The 16,998-nt window shown below is 69.2% G+C and carries 20 protein-coding genes and 5 tRNA genes; 19 read left to right on the top strand and 6 right to left on the bottom strand.

Annotated features, from left to right (window positions below; genetic code table 11):
• Nucleotides 1-42: 42 nt before the first annotated feature.
• The 9 genes from PH203_RS24920 to PH203_RS24960 all read left to right on the top strand — a co-directional run bounded on the left by PH203_RS24920 (nt 43) and on the right by PH203_RS24960 (nt 4,470).
• Nucleotides 43-819, top strand: coding sequence for a fumarylacetoacetate hydrolase family protein (locus tag PH203_RS24920; protein WP_289922715.1), 777 nt, complete (start codon nt 43-45; stop codon nt 817-819).
• A complete protein-coding gene (gene gltX / locus PH203_RS24925; RefSeq protein ID WP_289922716.1) occupies nt 803-2,287 on the top strand; it encodes a glutamate--tRNA ligase in 1,485 nt (494 codons plus the stop codon). The genes PH203_RS24920 and gltX overlap by 17 nt, the downstream gene beginning before the upstream one ends.
• Before the next feature lie 121 nt (nt 2,288-2,408).
• Complete coding sequence (locus tag PH203_RS24930) at nt 2,409-3,071, top strand: DUF4241 domain-containing protein (protein ID WP_289922717.1); 663 nt, start codon at nt 2,409-2,411, stop codon at nt 3,069-3,071.
• Between the two features lie 50 nt (nt 3,072-3,121).
• Nucleotides 3,122-3,853 (top strand): HAD family hydrolase, encoded by a 732-nt coding sequence (locus PH203_RS24935; protein WP_289922718.1) that lies wholly within the window; start codon nt 3,122-3,124, stop codon nt 3,851-3,853.
• A gap of 91 nt (nt 3,854-3,944) precedes the next feature.
• Nucleotides 3,945-4,016, top strand: a tRNA-Gln gene (locus PH203_RS24940).
• A gap of 37 nt (nt 4,017-4,053) precedes the next feature.
• A tRNA-Glu gene (locus PH203_RS24945) sits at nt 4,054-4,126 on the top strand.
• A gap of 62 nt (nt 4,127-4,188) precedes the next feature.
• Nucleotides 4,189-4,261 (top strand) — tRNA-Glu (locus tag PH203_RS24950).
• A gap of 20 nt (nt 4,262-4,281) precedes the next feature.
• A tRNA-Gln gene (locus tag PH203_RS24955) sits at nt 4,282-4,353 on the top strand.
• Nucleotides 4,354-4,397: 44 nt separating this feature from the next.
• Nucleotides 4,398-4,470 (top strand) — tRNA-Glu (locus PH203_RS24960).
• Between the two features lie 44 nt (nt 4,471-4,514).
• On the opposite strand, the gene PH203_RS24965 is transcribed toward PH203_RS24960, so the two are convergent.
• On the bottom strand, nt 4,515-5,159 hold the full coding sequence (locus PH203_RS24965; protein WP_289922719.1) for a MerR family transcriptional regulator: 645 nt from the start codon (nt 5,157-5,159) through the stop codon (nt 4,515-4,517).
• A 90-nt stretch (nt 5,160-5,249) separates the two neighbouring features.
• Here PH203_RS24965 and PH203_RS24970 point away from each other — a divergent pair, with 90 nt between their 5' ends.
• Nucleotides 5,250-5,774, top strand: a complete 525-nt coding sequence (locus PH203_RS24970) for a DUF4188 domain-containing protein (RefSeq protein WP_289922720.1) — start codon at nt 5,250-5,252, stop codon at nt 5,772-5,774.
• 86 nt (nt 5,775-5,860) lie between these two features.
• Here PH203_RS24970 and ndgR read toward each other — a convergent pair whose 3' ends face one another.
• Nucleotides 5,861-6,577, bottom strand: coding sequence for an IclR family transcriptional regulator NdgR (ndgR, locus tag PH203_RS24975; RefSeq protein ID WP_015036427.1), 717 nt, complete (start codon nt 6,575-6,577; stop codon nt 5,861-5,863).
• A 192-nt stretch (nt 6,578-6,769) separates the two neighbouring features.
• Between ndgR and leuC the strand changes: the two genes are divergently transcribed.
• The 4 genes from leuC (at nt 6,770) to PH203_RS24995 (ending at nt 10,106) form a co-directional block, all read left to right on the top strand.
• On the top strand, nt 6,770-8,194 hold the full coding sequence (gene leuC, locus PH203_RS24980) for a 3-isopropylmalate dehydratase large subunit (RefSeq protein ID WP_289922721.1): 1,425 nt from the start codon (nt 6,770-6,772) through the stop codon (nt 8,192-8,194).
• Between the two features lie 6 nt (nt 8,195-8,200).
• Nucleotides 8,201-8,794, top strand: a complete 594-nt coding sequence (leuD, locus tag PH203_RS24985; protein WP_289922722.1) for a 3-isopropylmalate dehydratase small subunit — start codon at nt 8,201-8,203, stop codon at nt 8,792-8,794.
• Nucleotides 8,795-9,081: 287 nt separating this feature from the next.
• Entirely contained in the window at nt 9,082-9,312 is a 231-nt protein-coding gene (locus PH203_RS24990; protein ID WP_289922723.1) for a hypothetical protein, read from the top strand.
• A gap of 137 nt (nt 9,313-9,449) precedes the next feature.
• The gene (locus PH203_RS24995; RefSeq protein ID WP_289922724.1) at nt 9,450-10,106 is read left to right on the top strand and encodes an HU family DNA-binding protein; all 657 of its coding nucleotides are present in this window, start codon (nt 9,450-9,452) and stop codon (nt 10,104-10,106) included.
• 98 nt (nt 10,107-10,204) lie between these two features.
• On the opposite strand, the gene PH203_RS25000 is transcribed toward PH203_RS24995, so the two are convergent.
• Both PH203_RS25000 and cofC read right to left on the bottom strand, forming a co-directional pair.
• Nucleotides 10,205-10,408, bottom strand: coding sequence for a hypothetical protein (locus PH203_RS25000; protein ID WP_289922725.1), 204 nt, complete (start codon nt 10,406-10,408; stop codon nt 10,205-10,207).
• A gap of 9 nt (nt 10,409-10,417) precedes the next feature.
• Nucleotides 10,418-11,062, bottom strand: coding sequence for a 2-phospho-L-lactate guanylyltransferase (cofC, locus tag PH203_RS25005; RefSeq protein ID WP_289922726.1), 645 nt, complete (start codon nt 11,060-11,062; stop codon nt 10,418-10,420).
• Nucleotides 11,063-11,216: 154 nt separating this feature from the next.
• Here cofC and PH203_RS25010 point away from each other — a divergent pair, with 154 nt between their 5' ends.
• The 3 genes from PH203_RS25010 to PH203_RS25020 all read left to right on the top strand — a co-directional run bounded on the left by PH203_RS25010 (nt 11,217) and on the right by PH203_RS25020 (nt 14,215).
• A complete protein-coding gene (locus tag PH203_RS25010; protein WP_289922727.1) occupies nt 11,217-11,981 on the top strand; it encodes a lysophospholipid acyltransferase family protein in 765 nt (254 codons plus the stop codon).
• Nucleotides 11,978-12,988, top strand: coding sequence for an NAD(P)H-dependent glycerol-3-phosphate dehydrogenase (locus PH203_RS25015; protein ID WP_289922728.1), 1,011 nt, complete (start codon nt 11,978-11,980; stop codon nt 12,986-12,988). Before PH203_RS25010 ends, PH203_RS25015 begins: the two co-directional genes overlap by 4 nt.
• Nucleotides 12,989-13,057: 69 nt before the next feature.
• A complete protein-coding gene (locus tag PH203_RS25020) occupies nt 13,058-14,215 on the top strand; it encodes a D-alanine--D-alanine ligase family protein (protein WP_289922729.1) in 1,158 nt (385 codons plus the stop codon).
• An 11-nt stretch (nt 14,216-14,226) separates the two neighbouring features.
• Here PH203_RS25020 and PH203_RS25025 read toward each other — a convergent pair whose 3' ends face one another.
• Together PH203_RS25025 and PH203_RS25030 are read right to left on the bottom strand one after the other, a co-directional pair.
• Nucleotides 14,227-14,730, bottom strand: a complete 504-nt coding sequence (locus PH203_RS25025) for a DUF3515 domain-containing protein (protein ID WP_289922730.1) — start codon at nt 14,728-14,730, stop codon at nt 14,227-14,229.
• A gap of 20 nt (nt 14,731-14,750) precedes the next feature.
• On the bottom strand, nt 14,751-14,984 hold the full coding sequence (locus PH203_RS25030; protein ID WP_003997603.1) for an Lrp/AsnC ligand binding domain-containing protein: 234 nt from the start codon (nt 14,982-14,984) through the stop codon (nt 14,751-14,753).
• Between the two features lie 206 nt (nt 14,985-15,190).
• Between PH203_RS25030 and PH203_RS25035 the strand changes: the two genes are divergently transcribed.
• On the top strand, nt 15,191-16,156 hold the full coding sequence (locus PH203_RS25035) for a thiamine-phosphate kinase (protein ID WP_171142019.1): 966 nt from the start codon (nt 15,191-15,193) through the stop codon (nt 16,154-16,156).
• The gene (thiD, locus tag PH203_RS25040) at nt 16,153-16,935 is read left to right on the top strand and encodes a bifunctional hydroxymethylpyrimidine kinase/phosphomethylpyrimidine kinase (protein ID WP_289922731.1); all 783 of its coding nucleotides are present in this window, start codon (nt 16,153-16,155) and stop codon (nt 16,933-16,935) included. The genes PH203_RS25035 and thiD overlap by 4 nt, the downstream gene beginning before the upstream one ends.
• Nucleotides 16,936-16,998 lie beyond the last annotated feature (63 nt).

Raw genomic sequence — 16,998 nt, forward strand, 5'->3', positions numbered from 1 at the left:
GCGTCAGACTCCAGCCAGCTCAGTGAGGGGCGCAGGAATCCCGTGCGCATCGCCAGATTCTCCATCGACGGGAACGTCGCCTTCGGCGCGGTCGAGGGCGACAAGCCGGACGAGCTCGTCCTCGACATCATCAAGGGCATCCCGTTCGCCGACTTCGAACTCTCCGGTACGAAGGTCCCGCTGAGCAAGGTCCGGCTGCTGCCGCCGGTGCTCCCCAACAAGGTCGTGGCCTACGGCCGCAACTACGCGGAGCACGCCCGCGAACTCGGCAACGAGGTCCCCGACGCCCCGTTCGCCTTCTTCAAGCCGTCCACCTCGGTGATCGGCCCCGGCGACGAGATCCAGTACCCGTCCTTCTCCGAGGAACTTCACCACGAGGCCGAGCTCGCCGTGGTGATCGGCCGGATGTGCCGCGAGGTCCCGCGCGAGCGCGTCAAGGACGTCATCCTCGGCTACACCTGCGCCAACGACATCACCGCGCGCGACGTCCAGAAGCGCGAGAAGCAGTGGGCCCGGGCCAAGGGCTTCGACACCTCCTGCCCGCTCGGCCCCTGGGTGGAGACCGACCTCGACCCGAGCGACCTCGTCGTCCAGCTCACGGTCAACGGCCAGCAGCGCCAGCTCGGCCGTACCAGCGAGATGATCCACCCGATCGAGGATCTGATCGTCAACATCTCCGAGGCCATGACGCTGCTCCCCGGCGACGTCATCCTCACGGGCACCCCGGCAGGCGTCGGACCGCTCACCGTCGGCGACGAGGTCGCCGTCACCATCGAAGGCATCGGCACTCTCACCAACAAGGTTGTCAAGCGTGGCTAGCGCACCCGTCCGCGTACGTTTCTGCCCCTCGCCCACCGGTAACCCCCATGTGGGCCTGGTCCGCACCGCCCTGTTCAACTGGGCGTTCGCCCGGCACCACCAGGGCACGCTCGTCTTCCGCATCGAGGACACCGACGCGGCCCGCGACTCCGAGGAGTCGTACGACCAGCTGCTCGACTCGATGCGCTGGCTGGGCTTCGACTGGGACGAGGGCCCCGAGGTCGGCGGCCCGCACGCGCCCTACCGCCAGTCGCAGCGCATGGACCTCTACAAGGACGTCGCGGCCAAGCTCCTGGACGCCGGTCACGCGTACCACTGCTACTGCTCCCAGGCCGAGCTGGACGAGCGCCGCGAGGCCGCCCGCGCCGCCGGCAAGCCGTCCGGCTACGACGGCCACTGCCGCGACCTGAGCGCCGAGCAGGTGGAGGCCTACCGGGCCGAGGGCCGCGAGCCGATCGTCCGCTTCCGCATGCCCGACGAGACGATCACCTTCACGGACCTGGTCCGCGGCGAACTGACGTTCACCCCGGAGAACGTCCCGGACTACGGGATCGTACGAGCCAACGGGGCGCCCCTCTACACGCTCGTGAACCCCGTCGACGACGCCCTGATGGAGATCACCCACGTCCTGCGCGGCGAGGACCTGCTCTCCTCGACGCCCCGTCAGATCGCCCTGTACAAGGCGCTGATCGAGCTCGGCATCGCCAAGGGCACCCCGCAGTTCGGTCACTTGCCGTACGTCATGGGCGAGGGCAACAAGAAGCTCTCCAAGCGCGACCCGCAGTCCTCGCTCAACCTCTACCGCGAGCGCGGCTTCCTGCCCGAGGGCCTGCTCAACTACCTCTCCCTCCTCGGCTGGTCGCTCTCCGCGGACCAGGACATCTTCACCATCGACGAGATGATCGCGGCCTTCGACATCGCGGACGTCCAGCCCAACCCGGCCCGCTTCGATCTCAAGAAGTGCGAGTCGATCAACGGCGACCACATCCGCATGCTCGATGTGAAGGACTTCACGGAGCGCTGCGCCCCGTGGCTCAAGGCCCCCTTCGCCCCCTGGGCCCCGGAGGACTTCGACGAGGCCAAGTGGCAGGCGGTCGCCCCGCACGCCCAGACCCGCCTCAAGGTCCTCTCGGAGATCACGGACAACGTCGACTTCCTGTTCCTCCCGGAGCCGGTCTTCGACGAGCCGAGCTGGACCAAGGCCATGAAGGAAGGCAGCGACGCCCTCCTGACGACGGCCCGCGAGAAGCTGGAGTCGGCGGACTGGACCTCGGCGGAGGCCCTCAAGGAGGCCGTCCTGGCCGCAGGCGAGGCCCACGGCCTCAAGCTCGGCAAGGCCCAGGCCCCGGTCCGCGTCGCCGTCACCGGCCGCACCGTCGGCCTCCCCCTCTTCGAGTCCCTGGAGATCCTGGGCAAGGAGACCACGCTGGCCCGCATCGACGCGGCGCTGGCGAGGCTGGCGGCGTAGGCGCCACACGCGTGTGAGGGGGCGGCGGCCACACTGTGGCCGCCGCCCCCTCACACGTCGTTGTCAGTGGCGCGCACTACTGTTCCGGCTCACCGCATCCAAGATCCGGAAAGGCGCCGTCATGCCGATGTCCCCTCGCGACTACACCTGGCTGTTCACGCAGGGCAGCACGTTCAGTTACGAGTCCGGTACCACCGGCGTGATCCACATCGCAGACGGTGGTCAGCTGGACCTGCCCACCGGGCACCTCGTCGCCTGCGACCCCTTCGTCTACCTCGGTTCCGGGGACATCGAGCCGTTCACGGTCACCGTCGCCCCCGGCCGCTACCGCGTCGAGGCGGCCGTCGCCACCCTCACCCGCCCCGACGAGCCCGCGGACGCCCGCCCCCACCGGCGGGTTGCGGCGGCCCGCCTCGTCATACGCGAAGAACCCACCGTCACCTGGGAGTTGGCCCTCCTTCCCGGCCAGGACCCCGCCGAGCTCAAGGACGACGAGTTCTTCGGCTACGGCGTCGACGCCGGCACCGGCTGCTTCTACGACGCCGCCGCCGAGCAGTCCTTCCCCGAGACCGAGGAGGAAGAGGGACCGCTGTGGGACGCCTTCGAGAACAGTGACTGGTCGGAGGGCCCTCACCTCGTCACGTCCACCCGCACCGGTCATACCCTGGCGGCCTTCACCTCCGGCTGGGGTGACGGGCTCTACCCGACTTGGGTCGGCCGCACCGCGACCGGTGAGGTCGCCTGCTTCGTCACGGACTTCTTCGTCGCCCCCGATCCCTCCTGACGTGCCGCGAACGCCGGACGCGCCCCGGGGCACCGGGTTACCGTCGGATCATGAGCATCCGTGCCGTGGTCTGGGACGTGGACGACACCCTCTTCGACTACACCGGCGCCGACCGGGCCGGGATGCGGTTGCATCTGGCGGCCGAGGGGCTGCTGGCCGGGTACGAGAGCGTCGAGCAGGCCATCGTGCGCTGGCGGGAGGTCACCGACGCCCAGTGGGCGCGCTTCTCGGCCGGCGAGGTCGACTTCCAGGAGCAGCGGCGGGACCGGGTGCGGGTGTTCCTGGGGGAGGAGCTGACCGACGCCGAGGCCGACGCCTGGTTCCAGCGGTACGTCGCGCATTACGAGACCGTCTGGGAGCTCTTCCCGGACGTGCTGCCGGTGCTCGATGCCCTCGCCCTCAGTCACCGGCACGCCGTGCTCTCCAACTCCAGCATCCACGTGCAGGACCGCAAGCTGCGCGCCCTCGGTGTGTACGACCGGTTCGAGGTCGTTCTGTGCGCGGCGGAACTCGGTGTCTCCAAGCCCGAGGCCGGGGCCTTCCACGCGGCCTGCGAGGCGCTGGACCTCGCCCCGGAGCAGGTGGCCTACGTCGGGGACCACCCGGAGATCGACGGTCGGGGTGCCGCCGAGGCGGGCCTGCACTCGTTCTGGATCGATCGTGACGGCGTGTACGCGACGAGCGACGCACCCGTCGGCCTGCAGCGGATCGCCACCCTCGCCGAACTCCCTGCGATCCTCGGCGCGGATACCCGTTTTGGAGCCCCGTCCACCTTCGGGTAATGTTCTTCCTGCGCCGAGGGGAGCGGGCCGAGAGGCCGGAAACCCACAGCGTGAAACTAGAACAAGATCCCCCTCGGGGCTTGCGTTCCAGTGGCCTATGGTGTAATTGGCAGCACGACTGATTCTGGTTCAGTTAGTCTTGGTTCGAGTCCAGGTAGGCCAGCTCGCAGACGCTTTGAATTAAACACAGCATCTGCAAAGCCCCCGTTGTGTAGCGGCCTAGCACGCTGCCCTCTCAAGGCAGTAGCGCCGGTTCGAATCCGGTCGGGGGTACAGATCCTTCCCGCGAAGGTGGTTCGGGTAGCTCCCACCATCATCGATGCAGGATCGCTAGGGCCCCCGTTGTGTAGCGGCCTAGCACGCCGCCCTCTCAAGGCGGTAGCGCCGGTTCGAATCCGGTCGGGGGTACTGACTGGTCTAAACCACATTGGTCTATGGTGTAATTGGCAGCACGACTGATTCTGGTTCAGTTAGTCTTGGTTCGAGTCCAGGTAGACCAGCTCGGACCTGCGGCGGTGCAGTACTGAACGCCAGCAGGCTCCACGCCCCCGTTGTGTAGCGGCCTAGCACGCCGCCCTCTCAAGGCGGTAGCGCCGGTTCGAATCCGGTCGGGGGTACACAGTGAAGGCCCTCCACTTCGGTGGAGGGCCTTTCGCGTTGCTCACTCGAAGCCGTATCGCCGCGTCGACTCCTCCTCCTGTGCCAGCCGGTGCAGCGCCCGCAGCATCGGCTCGACGAGCACCACACCCAGCACCGCCACCTCCGCCTTCTCGGCCTCCGAGACATGCGACTCCATGAACTCCATGTCCAGCTCCGCGACTTGGCGCATCAGCCGGGCATAGGGGACGAGGGTCTCGGGGGCCCAGTCGTAGCCGAGCCGGCGCAGTGCGGCCGCCGCGACCACGAGGGAGCGGAAGGAGGGCGAGACCGTCGTCATGGCCAGGGCGTTGGACCACCCCAGCGTCCGCAGCAACTCCTCCATCGCGACCCGGGCGCCCTGTACGAACTCGTCGTCCGCGTCCGGCTCCGGCACCTGCGGCATCGCCCAGACCGCCGCCCCCAGTCGCGTCGCGCGGGGAAGCGAGTCGTCGTCGACATGGCCCAGCACCTCCCGGACCGTCGCCACCGGCACCCGGCCGACCTGGATCATCGCGCGGATCAGCTTCAGCCGGCGCAGGTGCTCCTCGTCGTACTCGGCCGTGGTCGCGTTGATCTGGCGGCCGGGGGTCAACAGCCCTTCGCGCAGGTAGTACTTGATCGTCGCGGTGGACACCCCACTGCGCTCGCTCAGTTCGGCCAGCCGCATGTCTTGCGCCCTTCATTGGGGAGTGCCACTATCCAAGCACCACTCGCAAGGATAGTTCCGCTATCCGACAGGGGAAACGGGGGGCTCGTCATGTTCGCCAAGCCGGCACCGGGGCGCACCACCGCCGACACCGAGGGCGATGTGGTCGTCCTGCTGATCGGCATGCGGATCAACCACTTCTGGGCGGTGCACCACTGGTTCCCGGTCCTGCTGGCCATGCCGAGGATGCTGCGCGAACTGCAGAAGGCGCCCGAGCGAGGCCTGCTGGGCCATGTCCTGCTGACGGCGAGCCCGCGGACGTACTACGTCGTCCAGTACTGGCAGGCCAAGGAGAAGCTCTACGAGTACGCGCAGGCGCCGGACATGTTCCACCGGCGGGCGTGGCAGATCATCAACCGCAAGGAGAAGGCCGGGAAGGCCAGGCAGCATGTCGGGCTGTGGCACGAGACCTACGTGGTGCCCGAGGGATCGTACGAGTCGATCTACGCCGACATGCCGGCCTTCGGGCTGGCGGCAGCGCACGGGCAGATACCGCTGGAGCGGCGCGGGCGGACCGGGAAGGACCGGTTCGCGCACCGTTCGGCGAAGGCGAAGGTGGCCGAAGAAGCCAGGTGACGGGGGGACCGGGGGACGGGGAGGGCCTGCCGCGGCGTTGGGGCAGGTCCTCCCCGCTGTCGTCTCCCGCTGTCGCTCCCGGGGTGTCAGCCGGTGCGGCGCAGGGCCTCGGAGAGGCGGGCGGCGGCGTCGATGACCGCCTGGGCGTGCATACGGCCCGGGTGGCGCGTGAGGCGCTCGATGGGGCCGGAGACCGACACGGCGGCCACCACGCGGTTGGAGGGGCCGCGCACGGGCGCGGAGACGGACGCGACGCCCGGCTCGCGCTCGCCGATGGACTGGGCCCAGCCCCGGCGTCGTACGCCGGAGAGCGCGGTGGCCGTGAAGCGGGCGCCCTGGAGGCCGCGGTGCAGGCGCTCGGGCTCCTCCCAGGCCATCAGGATCTGGGCCGAGGAGCCGGCCTTCATGGTGAGCGTCGAACCGACCGGGACGGTGTCCCGAAGGCCGGACAGCCGCTCCGCCGCGGCGACGCAGATGCGCATGTCGCCCTGGCGGCGGTAGAGCTGCGCGCTCTCGCCGGTGACATCGCGGAGATGCGTGAGCACCGGGCCCGCGGTGGCGAGGAGGCGGTCCTCACCCGCGGCCGCGGCCAGCTCGGCCAAGCGAGGGCCGAGGATGAATCGACCCTGCATGTCGCGCGCCACCATACGGTGGTGTTCCAAGGCCACGGCCAGCCGGTGGGCCGTGGGTCGTGCCAGTCCGGTCGCCGCGACCAAGCCCGCGAGGGTGGCCGGACCGGACTCCAGTGCGCTCAGGACAAGGGCTGCCTTGTCCAGAACGCCGACGCCGCTACTGTTGTCCATGCAACGATACTCATGTCTCACTCTGTGAAACGCAAGTTCCTTTTTTCGTGAGACGCGCAACCCTTGGATACACAGCGGCCCGCGGACCAAACGGGCCCGGCGGCGGCTGCCCGGGAATCCAGGGGCACGGGCGCTGCTTCCTGAAGATCTCTAGTTGGGCCGGCGCACCACATGCCGGCCGGAGGGAAAGCGATGGGTAGGACACTCGCGGAGAAGGTCTGGGACGACCATGTCGTCCGGCGCGCCGAGGGCGAGCCCGACCTCCTCTTCATCGATCTGCACCTGCTGCACGAGGTGACCAGCCCGCAGGCCTTCGACGGGCTGCGCAAGAGCGGTCGCCAGGTGCGCAGGCTCGACCTGACCATCGCCACCGAGGACCACAACACCCCGACCCTCGACATCGACAAGCCCATCGCCGACCCGGTCTCCCGCATCCAGCTGGAGACGCTGCGCAAGAACGCCGCCGAGTTCGGGGTGCGCCTGCACCCGCTGGGCGACGTCGAGCAGGGCGTCGTGCACGTCGTGGGCCCGCAGCTGGGTCTGACCCAGCCCGGTATGACGGTCGTCTGCGGCGACTCCCACACCTCCACCCACGGCGCCTTCGGCGGTCTGGCGTTCGGCATCGGCACCTCCCAGGTCGAGCATGTGCTGGCCACCCAGACGCTGCCGCTGGTCCGCCCGAAGACCATGGCCATCACGGTCGACGGTGAACTGCCCGACGGCGTCACCGCCAAGGACCTGATCCTGGCGATCATCGCCAAGATCGGCACCGGCGGCGGCCAGGGCTACGTCCTGGAGTACCGCGGCTCCGCCATCGAGAAGCTCTCGATGGAGGCCCGCATGACGATCTGCAACATGTCGATCGAGGCCGGTGCCCGCGCGGGCATGATCGCCCCCGACCAGACCACCTTCGACTACCTGGAGGGCCGTCCGCACGCCCCCAAGGGCGAGGACTGGGACGCGGCCGTCGCGTACTGGAAGACGCTGAAGACGGACGAGGACGCCGAGTTCGACGCCGAGGTCGTCATCGACGCCGCCTCGCTGTCGCCGTTCGTCACCTGGGGCACCAACCCCGGCCAGGGCGCGCCCCTTTCGGCGAACGTCCCCGATCCCGCTTCGTACGAAGACGCATCGGAGCGCCTCGCCGCCGAAAAGGCCCTGGAATACATGGGGTTGGAGGCCGGTCAGCCGCTGCGCTCCATCAAGGTGGACACCGTCTTCGTAGGTTCGTGCACCAACGGCCGTATCGAGGACCTGCGTGCGGCCGCCGAGCTCGTCAAGGGCCGCAAAGTCGCCGACGGCGTACGGATGCTGGTCGTCCCCGGCTCCGCGCGGGTCGGTCTGCAGGCCGTCTCCGAGGGTCTGGACGTCGTCTTCAAGGAGGCCGGCGCCGAATGGCGGCACGCGGGCTGCTCGATGTGTCTGGGTATGAACCCCGACCAGCTGGCCCCGGGTGAGCGCTCCGCGTCCACCTCCAACCGCAACTTCGAGGGCCGGCAGGGCAAGGGCGGCCGTACACACCTGGTCTCGCCGCAGGTCGCCGCCGCGACCGCCGTGCTGGGCCACCTGGCCTCGCCCGCCGACCTGTCCGACGCCCCTGTCGCCGCTGGAGTCTGATCAGTCATGGAAGCATTCACCAAGCACACCGGCCGGGCCGTTCCGCTGCGCCGCTCCAACGTCGACACCGACCAGATCATCCCTGCTCACTGGCTCAAGAAGGTGACTCGGGACGGTTTCGAGGACGGTCTGTTCGAGGCCTGGCGCAAGGACGAGAAATTCATCCTCAACCAGCCCGAGCGCAAGGGCGCCACGGTCCTGGTCGCCGGCCCCGACTTCGGCACGGGCTCCTCCCGTGAGCACGCGGTCTGGGCGCTGCAGAACTACGGCTTCAAGGCCGTCATCTCCTCCCGGTTCGCCGACATCTTCCGCGGCAACTCGCTCAAGAACGGCCTGCTCACGGTGGTTCTGGACCAGAAGATCGTGGACGCGCTCTGGGAGCTGACCGAGGCGGACCCCGAAGCCGAGGTCACGGTCGACCTGGAGAGCCGCGAGGTGCGCGCCGAGGGCATCACCGCGAGCTTCGAACTGGACGAGAACTCCCGCTGGCGGCTGCTGAACGGGCTGGACGACATCTCCATCACCCTCCAGAACGAGGCCGACATCGCCGCGTACGAGGCCAAGCGGCCCTCGTACAAGCCGCGGACGCTCCAGATCTGACCGCGCCCTTCCCGGTCCTTCCCGCGAAGCAACTGAACAGGTCGACTTTCGGCCATCGCAGCGCCCCCGCCGTACCCCCGATCAGCCCGATCGGGGGTACGGCTGTGTCTGTACCCGAACGGCCCTGCGACCGCGCGTGACCGTCGTCAACTTCCCACGTTAGGTGGGGTGTTGCCGGGGTACGCGATATGTGCAGCCGTAACTTCCGCACAGGCGCGGAAGGCCGTTCGAGGGCGCAGTTGCACCCTGAGCGGGCGACAACTCGCCCCAGATGGCACAATCTGTGCATGGAACACGACGGCCAACTCCAGCTCTATGCGGCAGTCGCGGACCAACTCAAGGAAGCGCACGCAAGAGTGCGCGCACTGCAAGTCCCGGAGGGCGTACGGATGGCGCTGACCCGGAAGCTGCTGGTCATTACGGCCGCGGCCAAGCACGATCTCGCCGATGCGGCAAGGCGTCTGGAGGCCTTCGAGGCGGACCTCGACGCGGGTCGATTCCCCGAAGAGGAACGCTGAACAAGTCCGAGAGAGCCGAACCCGTTGCGGCACAAGGGTGATAAGCCCGTTTCGTGTTTGATTTGCGGTATATATCTGCCTAACGTGCGAAAAAGCTTGAACACTTTCGTTCTGGCAATGTCTCCGAAGGGGAAGACGTGAACAAGGCGCAGCTCGTAGAAGCGATTGCCGACAAGGTCGGTGGCCGTCAGCAGGCCGCCGACGCGGTCGACGCGGTCCTGGACGCCATCGTCCGTGCGGTCGTCGGCGGGGACCGTGTCTCGGTCACCGGCTTCGGTTCGTTCGAGAAGGTCGACCGTCCGGCCCGGTACGCCCGCAACCCCCAGACGGGCGAGCGGGTTCGGGTCAAGAAGACCTCCGTTCCCCGCTTCCGTGCGGGCCAGGGCTTCAAGGACCTGGTGAGCGGCTCGAAGAAGCTCCCGCGCGGTGGCGAGGTCGCCGTCAAGAAGGCGCCCAAGGGCAGCCTGACCGGTGGTGCCGCGGCGACGGTCAAGAAGGCCGCCGCCAAGAAGGCCGCCCCGGCGAAGAAGGCGACGGCCGCGGCGAAGAAGACCACCGCGAAGAAGACGACCGCCAAGAAGACCACGGCGACCGCGAAGAAGACCACGGCGAAGAAGACGACGGCCAAGAAGACCACGGGCGCCGCCAAGACCACCGCCGCGAAGAAGACCACCGCGAAGAAGGCGACGGCCAAGAAGGCCCCGGCGAAGAAGGCGACCGCCAAGAAGGCGCCCGCCAAGAAGTCGACGGCTCGCAAGACCACCGCCAAGAAGACCACCGCCCGCAAGAGGTAGGGGCGCAGAGGTACTCACGCGCCGGGCCGGACTCCGCGTCGGAGTCCGGCCCGCGGCGTGTCCGTGGACGGCCGGTCCAGAAGGTGCGGACGGTCGGTTCAGAAGGTCTGGAGGGTCACCAGGGTGATGCGGGCGGTGTCCGCGGAGCCCTCCACCTCGATCCTGACCCGCTGACCGGGGCGCAACAGCCGCAGGCCCCCCGCGTCGAACGCCGGAGCGTCGAAGGGCAGCGGGGTCCCGTCGTCGAGCAGCACACTGCCGCTGCGCGTCACGGCGTCATAGGTGTAAGCGGTCGCCTGCATGGCCGCAGCCTACTGGCCGGTGACCGGGCCGAGGAGCTGTGCCGCCGCCGCTCCCGTACGCGGCCCCACCCCCAGTGCCAGCGCCGCCCGCAGGTCCTCGCCGGTGTCCACGTCCTGGCGTACCGAATCCACTCCCGCCAGACACAGTTCCACCGCGCCCGAGGCCCGATGCCTGGCCCGGGAATCCGTGCCGAAAGCCGGGCGCAATTCCTGGCCCGCCCGGGCCGTCAGCAGTGTCGTGCCGATTGCTGCCGCGTCCGGAAGAAAAGCGCGCGGGAATTCCGCTGCCGCATCGAGTACCCGGGCCAATTCCAGGGGACGCAGCGCGGGCAGATCGGCGTTCAGGGCCGCTGCCGGGGTTTGCGGGTGTGCGGCCCGTACGATGCCCGCCCCGTAAGCCAGAGCCGCGTTCAGCCCTGCTCGGGGGGTGTCGGGGATGATTCGGGCGCCCAGGGCGGTCAGCTCGCGGGCGGCCCTGGGATCGTCCGTGACTACTGCCACATCGGCGACCGCGGGGCAGGCCAGGGCGGCGGACACGGTGTCCTGGGCGAAGGCCAGGGCCAGGCCCGGACGCAGACCGTCGGACGCGGTGTCCGACAGCCTGCTCTTGGCCCGCTCCAGGGGCTTCAGGGGTATGACCAAGGTCCACTGCACGAGCGTTCCGTCCCTCTCTTGTCGCGAGCATTGTCACTCAGCCGTCACCTGGCCCATCTGGCGGTCGTCGCGGCGAGGCGTACGGTGTTCTCGACAGACGGGCGGCCTGGGGCGACACTTGTCCGGCCCTCAGGCCCTAGAGGAAGGTGTCCGCGTGCCCCGCCGCAGAATCGGCTTCTGGTACCGCCTCGCAGCGGTGATCGCCAAACCGCCGCTGGTGGTTCTGATCAAGCGGGACTGGCGCGGAATGGAGAACATTCCGGCCGACGGCGGATTTATCACCGCGGTGAACCACAATTCGCACGTCGATCCCTTCGCCTACGCACACTTTCAGTACAACACCGGCCGTGTTCCGCGATTCCTCGCGAAGAGCGGTCTTTTCAAGAAGGGATTCGTCGGGACCATGATGCGTGGCACCGGGCAGATCCCCGTCTACCGCGAGACCACGGACGCGCTGAGCGCCTTCCGGGCCGCGATCGACGCCGTGGAGCGCGGCGAGTGCGTCGTCTTCTATCCCGAGGGCACCATCACCCGGGACCCCGACCAGTGGCCCATGACCGCCAAGACCGGCGCCGCGCGTGTGGCCCTGCAGACCAAGTGCCCGGTGATCCCGGTCGCGCAGTGGGGCGCCAACGAACTGCTGCCGCCGTACGCCAAGAAGCTCAACGTCCGTCCCCGCAAGACGTCGCACGTGTTCGCGGGCCCGCCCGTGGACCTCTCCCGCTTCTACGACAAGGAGATGACCCCGGACCTGCTGAAGGAGGCCACCGAGGTCATCATGGCCGCCGTCACCCGCCAGCTGGAGGAGATCCGCGGCGAGAAGGCGCCCGCGACGCCCTACGACCCGCGTCAGGAGCGGATCGAGCAGCGGCGCCGGAGCCAGGCGGAGACCGGTCTCGAAGGGGAGAGCGCGAAGTGAGCAAGCCCGTCAAAGCGGCCGTCTTCGGCACGGGTTCATGGGGCACCGCTTTCGGCATGGTGCTCGCCGACGCGGGCTGCGAGGTCACCCTGTGGGGCCGCCGCGCCGAACTCGCGGAAGCGGTCAACTCCACGCACACGAACCCCGACTACCTTCCCGGCGTCGAACTCCCCGTGAATCTGCGGGCGACGACGGATCCCGCCAAGGCCGCGCGCGACGCCGACTTCACCGTACTCGCCGTCCCCTCGCAGACGTTGCGCGGAAACCTCGCCGAGTGGGTGCCCGTGCTCGCGCCCGGCACGGTCCTCGTATCGCTCATGAAGGGCGTCGAACTCGGCTCCGCCATGCGGATGAGCGAGGTGATCGAGGACGTCGCCAAGGTCGGCCAGGACCGTATCGCCGTCGTCACCGGACCCAACCTCGCGCGGGAGATCGCCTCCCGGATGCCGGCCGCCGCGGTGGTCGCGTGTACCGACGAGGCGGTCGCGCAGAAACTCCAGTCGGCTTGCCACACGCCCTACTTCAGGCCGTACACCGAGACGGACGTGGTGGGCTGTGAGCTCGGCGGCGCGGTGAAGAACGTCATCGGGCTCGCCGTCGGCATCGCGGACGGCATGGGGCTCGGCGACAACGCCAAGGGCTCGCTCATCACGCGCGGCCTCGCGGAGACCGCACGGCTCGGTGTCGCGCTCGGCGCCGACCCGCTCACGTTCGCCGGACTCGCGGGGCTGGGTGACCTGGTGGCGACCTGCTCCTCGCCGCTGTCCCGCAACCACACCTTCGGCACCAACCTCGGCAAGGGCATGACCCTCCAGGAGACCATCGCGGTCACCAAGCAGACCGCCGAGGGCGTCAAGTCCTGTGAGTCCGTGCTGGATCTGGCCCGCCGGCACGGCGTCGACATGCCGATCACCGAGACGGTCGTCGCGATCGTGCACGAGGGCAAGCCTCCGGTGGTCGCCGTCAAGGAGCTGATGTCGCGCAGCGCAAAGCCCGAACGACGCTGAGCGACGCTTGGCGGCGCAGGTCAAGGCACGCTGTATCGGGGCTCTACCAACGGGTACTCTCAACGCGATATGAGCACCGAGAACCTCCCCCAGAGCCCTGAGCAGCCGCCTCGCAAGCCGCGCGTGGCCGTCGTGTTCGGCGGGCGCAGCTCCGAACACGGGATCTCCGTGGTCACTGCGGGCGCCGTCCTGAAGTCCATCGACCGGACCAAGTACGACGTCCTGCCGATCGGCATCACCCAGGACGGCCGCTGGGCCCTCACCGCCGACGAACCGGACCGGATGGCGATCACCGAGCGCCGTACGCCCAACGTCGAGGAGCTCGCCGAGTCGCACGAGGGCGGAGTGGTGCTCCCGGTCGACCCCGCGAACCGCGAAGTCGTCTACAGCGAGCCCGGATCGGTGCCCAAGGCGCTCGGTGAGGTCGACGTCGTCTTCCCCGTCCTGCACGGCCCCTATGGCGAGGACGGCACCCTCCAGGGCCTCCTGGAGCTCTCCGGTGTCCCGTACGTCGGCTCGGGCGTCCTCGCCTCGGCCGTCGGCCAGGACAAGGAGTACATGAAGCGGGTGTTCACCTCCTTCGGGCTCAAGGTCGGCCCGTACGTCGTGATCCGGCCCCGCGAGTGGGAGCGGGACGAGTCGGCCGCCCGCAAGAAGATCGTCGAGCTGGCCGGTGAGCACGGCTGGCCGCTGTTCGTGAAGCCCGCGCGCGCGGGCTCCTCGATCGGCATCACCAAGGTCGACGACCCGTCCGGACTCGACGAGGCGATCGCCGAGGCCCAGCGGCACGACCCGAAGATCCTCGTCGAGGCGGCGCTGCGCGGCCGGGAGATCGAGTGCGGGGTGCTGGAGTTCGAGGACGGCCCGCGTGCCTCGGTGCCCGCGGAGATTCCGCCGCCGGACACCCACGCGTACTACGACTTCGAGGCGAAGTACATCGACTCGACCCCCGGCCTCGTCCCGGCGCCACTGATGCCGGAGGAGACGGCCGAGGTCCAGCGGCTCGCGGTGGACGCCTTCGAGGCGGCCTCCTGCGAGGGCCTGGTCCGCGCGGACTTCTTCCTCACCGAGGACGGGGAGTTCGTGATCAACGAGATCAACACGATGCCGGGCTTCACCCCGATCTCGATGTACCCGCAGATGTGGCAGGCGAGCGGGATCAGCTACCCGGAGCTGGTGGACCGGCTGATCCAGGCGGCGCTGCGGCGGTCGACGGGACTGCGGTAACGCCCTACGGCTCACTTGCCGAAGGGGATCGCCTTCTTGACCGACGAGGCCATGTCGGTCAGCATCCCCGCGGTGTCCCGCCCCTTCGGCACCGTCACCTCGACGTACGCCTGGCGGTTGGCCGTGGTGAAGCGGGTCGAACCGTCGTCCTGCTTCTCCATGAGCCACTCCACCCCGTTCACCTCGCCCGCTATCGCCTCGGGGTCGCTCCCGGTCGCCACCTTGGGGTCGACCATCTTCGGCGGCCGGGTGACACCGCAGCGCAGTATGATCGCCGGGCTTCCCCAGCCCGCTGTCAGCGTGGACGCGGGCTCGGGATCGTGCCGGTCGAGACCGTCGACCTTGTCCGGCAGCACACTGTCCAGGTTTCGGCACAGCTTCGCGACCTTCGCCGCAGGGCTGGGAACCGGCACCGAGTCACTGTCGTCTGCTGAGGAGCACCCTGTGGTGACGATCAGCAGGGCCAGGGCGGGCAGCCCGAGGACAGTGCGGTGCCGGTGCCGGAAGAAGTTCACCGGCCAAGGGTAGACGGGGGCTACAGATGTACGACCGGGCAGGTCAGGGTACGGGTGATGCCGTCCACTTGCTGGACCTTCGCGACCACCATCCGGCCCAGGTCGTCCACGGTGTCGGCCTGTGCCCGCACGATCACGTCATAAGGTCCTGTCACGTCCTCGGCCTGGATCACCCCAGGAATCTTGCTGATCGTCTCGGCGACGGTCGACGCTTTGCCGACCTCCGTCTGGATCAGGATGTACGCCTGTACCACGGAACCTCCAGGGCGGCCACGAGGATCATGTGGGGAAAAGGAACGCCACGGTATCGCGTCGCCGCTCGCCGCGGGGAGACCTGCGCGGCCCACGGCCTCCGCGCCGGGGTGCAGGCATGACACAAGTTGACGGTCTCTTCGACCGTATCGAGGACACTGGTCACGCGCGACCGGGCACAGCAAGGGACAGAAGGGGCGAAAGGGCAATGAAGGGCACTGTTGGTGAGCTCGGGGAGTTCGGGCTCATCAGGGAGCTCACCTCCCGTCTCACCACCACCCCGTCGGTCCGGGTCGGCCCCGGCGACGACGCCGCGGTGGTGGCCGCTCCCGACCGCCGGGTCGTGGCCAGCACCGACATCCTCCTGGAGGGACGGCACTTCCGCCGCGACTGGTCCACGGCGTACGACGTCGGCCGCAAGGCCGCCGCCCAGAACCTCGCGGACATCGCCGCCATGGGCGCCGTACCGACGGCCCTGTTGCTCGGCCTGGTCGTCCCCGCCGAACTCCCGGTCACCTGGCCCTCGGAACTGATGGACGGACTGCGCGACGAGTGCCAGGTGGCGGGCGCGTCGGTGGTGGGCGGCGATGTCGTACGAGGCGACACGATCATGGTGTCCATCACCGCGCTCGGCGATCTGCGCAACCAGGAGCCCGTGACCCGCGGCGGCGCACAGCCCGGTGACCTGGTCGCGGTGACCGGCTGGCTGGGCTGGTCCGCGGCCGGGTACGCGGTGCTGTCGCGCGGGTTCCGTTCGCCGCGCGCGTTCGTGGAGGCGCACCGGCGCCCGGAGCCGCCGTACCACGCGGGTCCGGCGGCGGCGGGGCTCGGCGCGACGGCCATGTGCGATGTGAGCGACGGGCTGATCGCCGACCTCGGGCACATCGCCGAGGCCAGCAAGGTCCGCATCGACATCCGTTCCGGCGCGATCGACATCCCGTCCCAGATGAACGACATCGGGCAGGCCGTCGGCGTCGACCCCATGCAGTGGGTGCTCACCGGGGGAGAGGACCACGCGATCGTGGCGACCTTCCCGCCGGACGTGAAGCTTCCCGCCCGCTGGAAGGTCATCGGCGAGGTCCTCAACCCCTCGGCGCTGCCCCAGGTGACGGTCGACGGGGCGCCGTGGACGAGCAAGGGCGGCTGGGACCACTTCGGGGACATCGAGTCGTGAAGCCGAGGGTTCTCACGGTGGCCGGCTCCGACTCCGGTGGTGGAGCCGGGATCCAGGCCGACCTGAAGACGATGCTCGCGCTCGGTGTGCACGGCATGAGCGTCGTCACGGCCGTCACCGCGCAGAACTCCCTCGGCGTGCAAGGGGCTTGGCCGCTGCCGGTGGAGGCGGTGCGGGCCCAGTACCGCAGCGTCGTCGACGACATCGGCGTCCAGGCGGTGAAGACCGGGATGCTCGCCTCGGCCGAACTCGTCGAGGCGGTGGCCGAGTTGATCGGCGGGACGGACGCTCCGGCCGTCGTCGACCCGGTCGGCATCTCCAAGCACGGGGACTCGCTGCTGGCCGACTCCGCGCTGGACTCCGTACGGACCGGGCTGCTGCCGGTCGCCACGGTCGCGACGCCCAACCTGGACGAGGTGGCCCAACTCACCGGCGTCCGGGTGGAGGCCGAGGAGGACCTCCGGCGGGCCGCGGCGGCCGTCCTGTCGTACGGGCCGAAGTGGGCGCTGATCAAGGGGGGCCATCTCCCCGGCGACGCCGTCGACCTGCTCACCGACGGGTCCGAGGAACACTGGCTGCGTGCTGAGCGGTTCGACAACCGGCACACGCACGGCACGGGCTGCACTCTCGCGTCGGCGATCGCGGCGCAGCTCGCGAAGGGGTCGTCCGTGCCGGAGGCGGTGGCGGCGGCCAAGGAGTACGTCACCGGGGCGATCAAGGGCGGGTTCGCGCTGGGGGGCGGGATCGGCCCTGTCGATCATGGGTGGCGGTTCCGCTAGTACGTGGGTACGGCTCATGCGCGGGTGCGGCTAGTACGTGGGTGCGGCTAGCACGTGGGTACG

The organism is Streptomyces sp. S.PB5, from assembly GCF_030403745.1.
Lineage (GTDB): Bacteria > Actinomycetota > Actinomycetes > Streptomycetales > Streptomycetaceae > Streptomyces.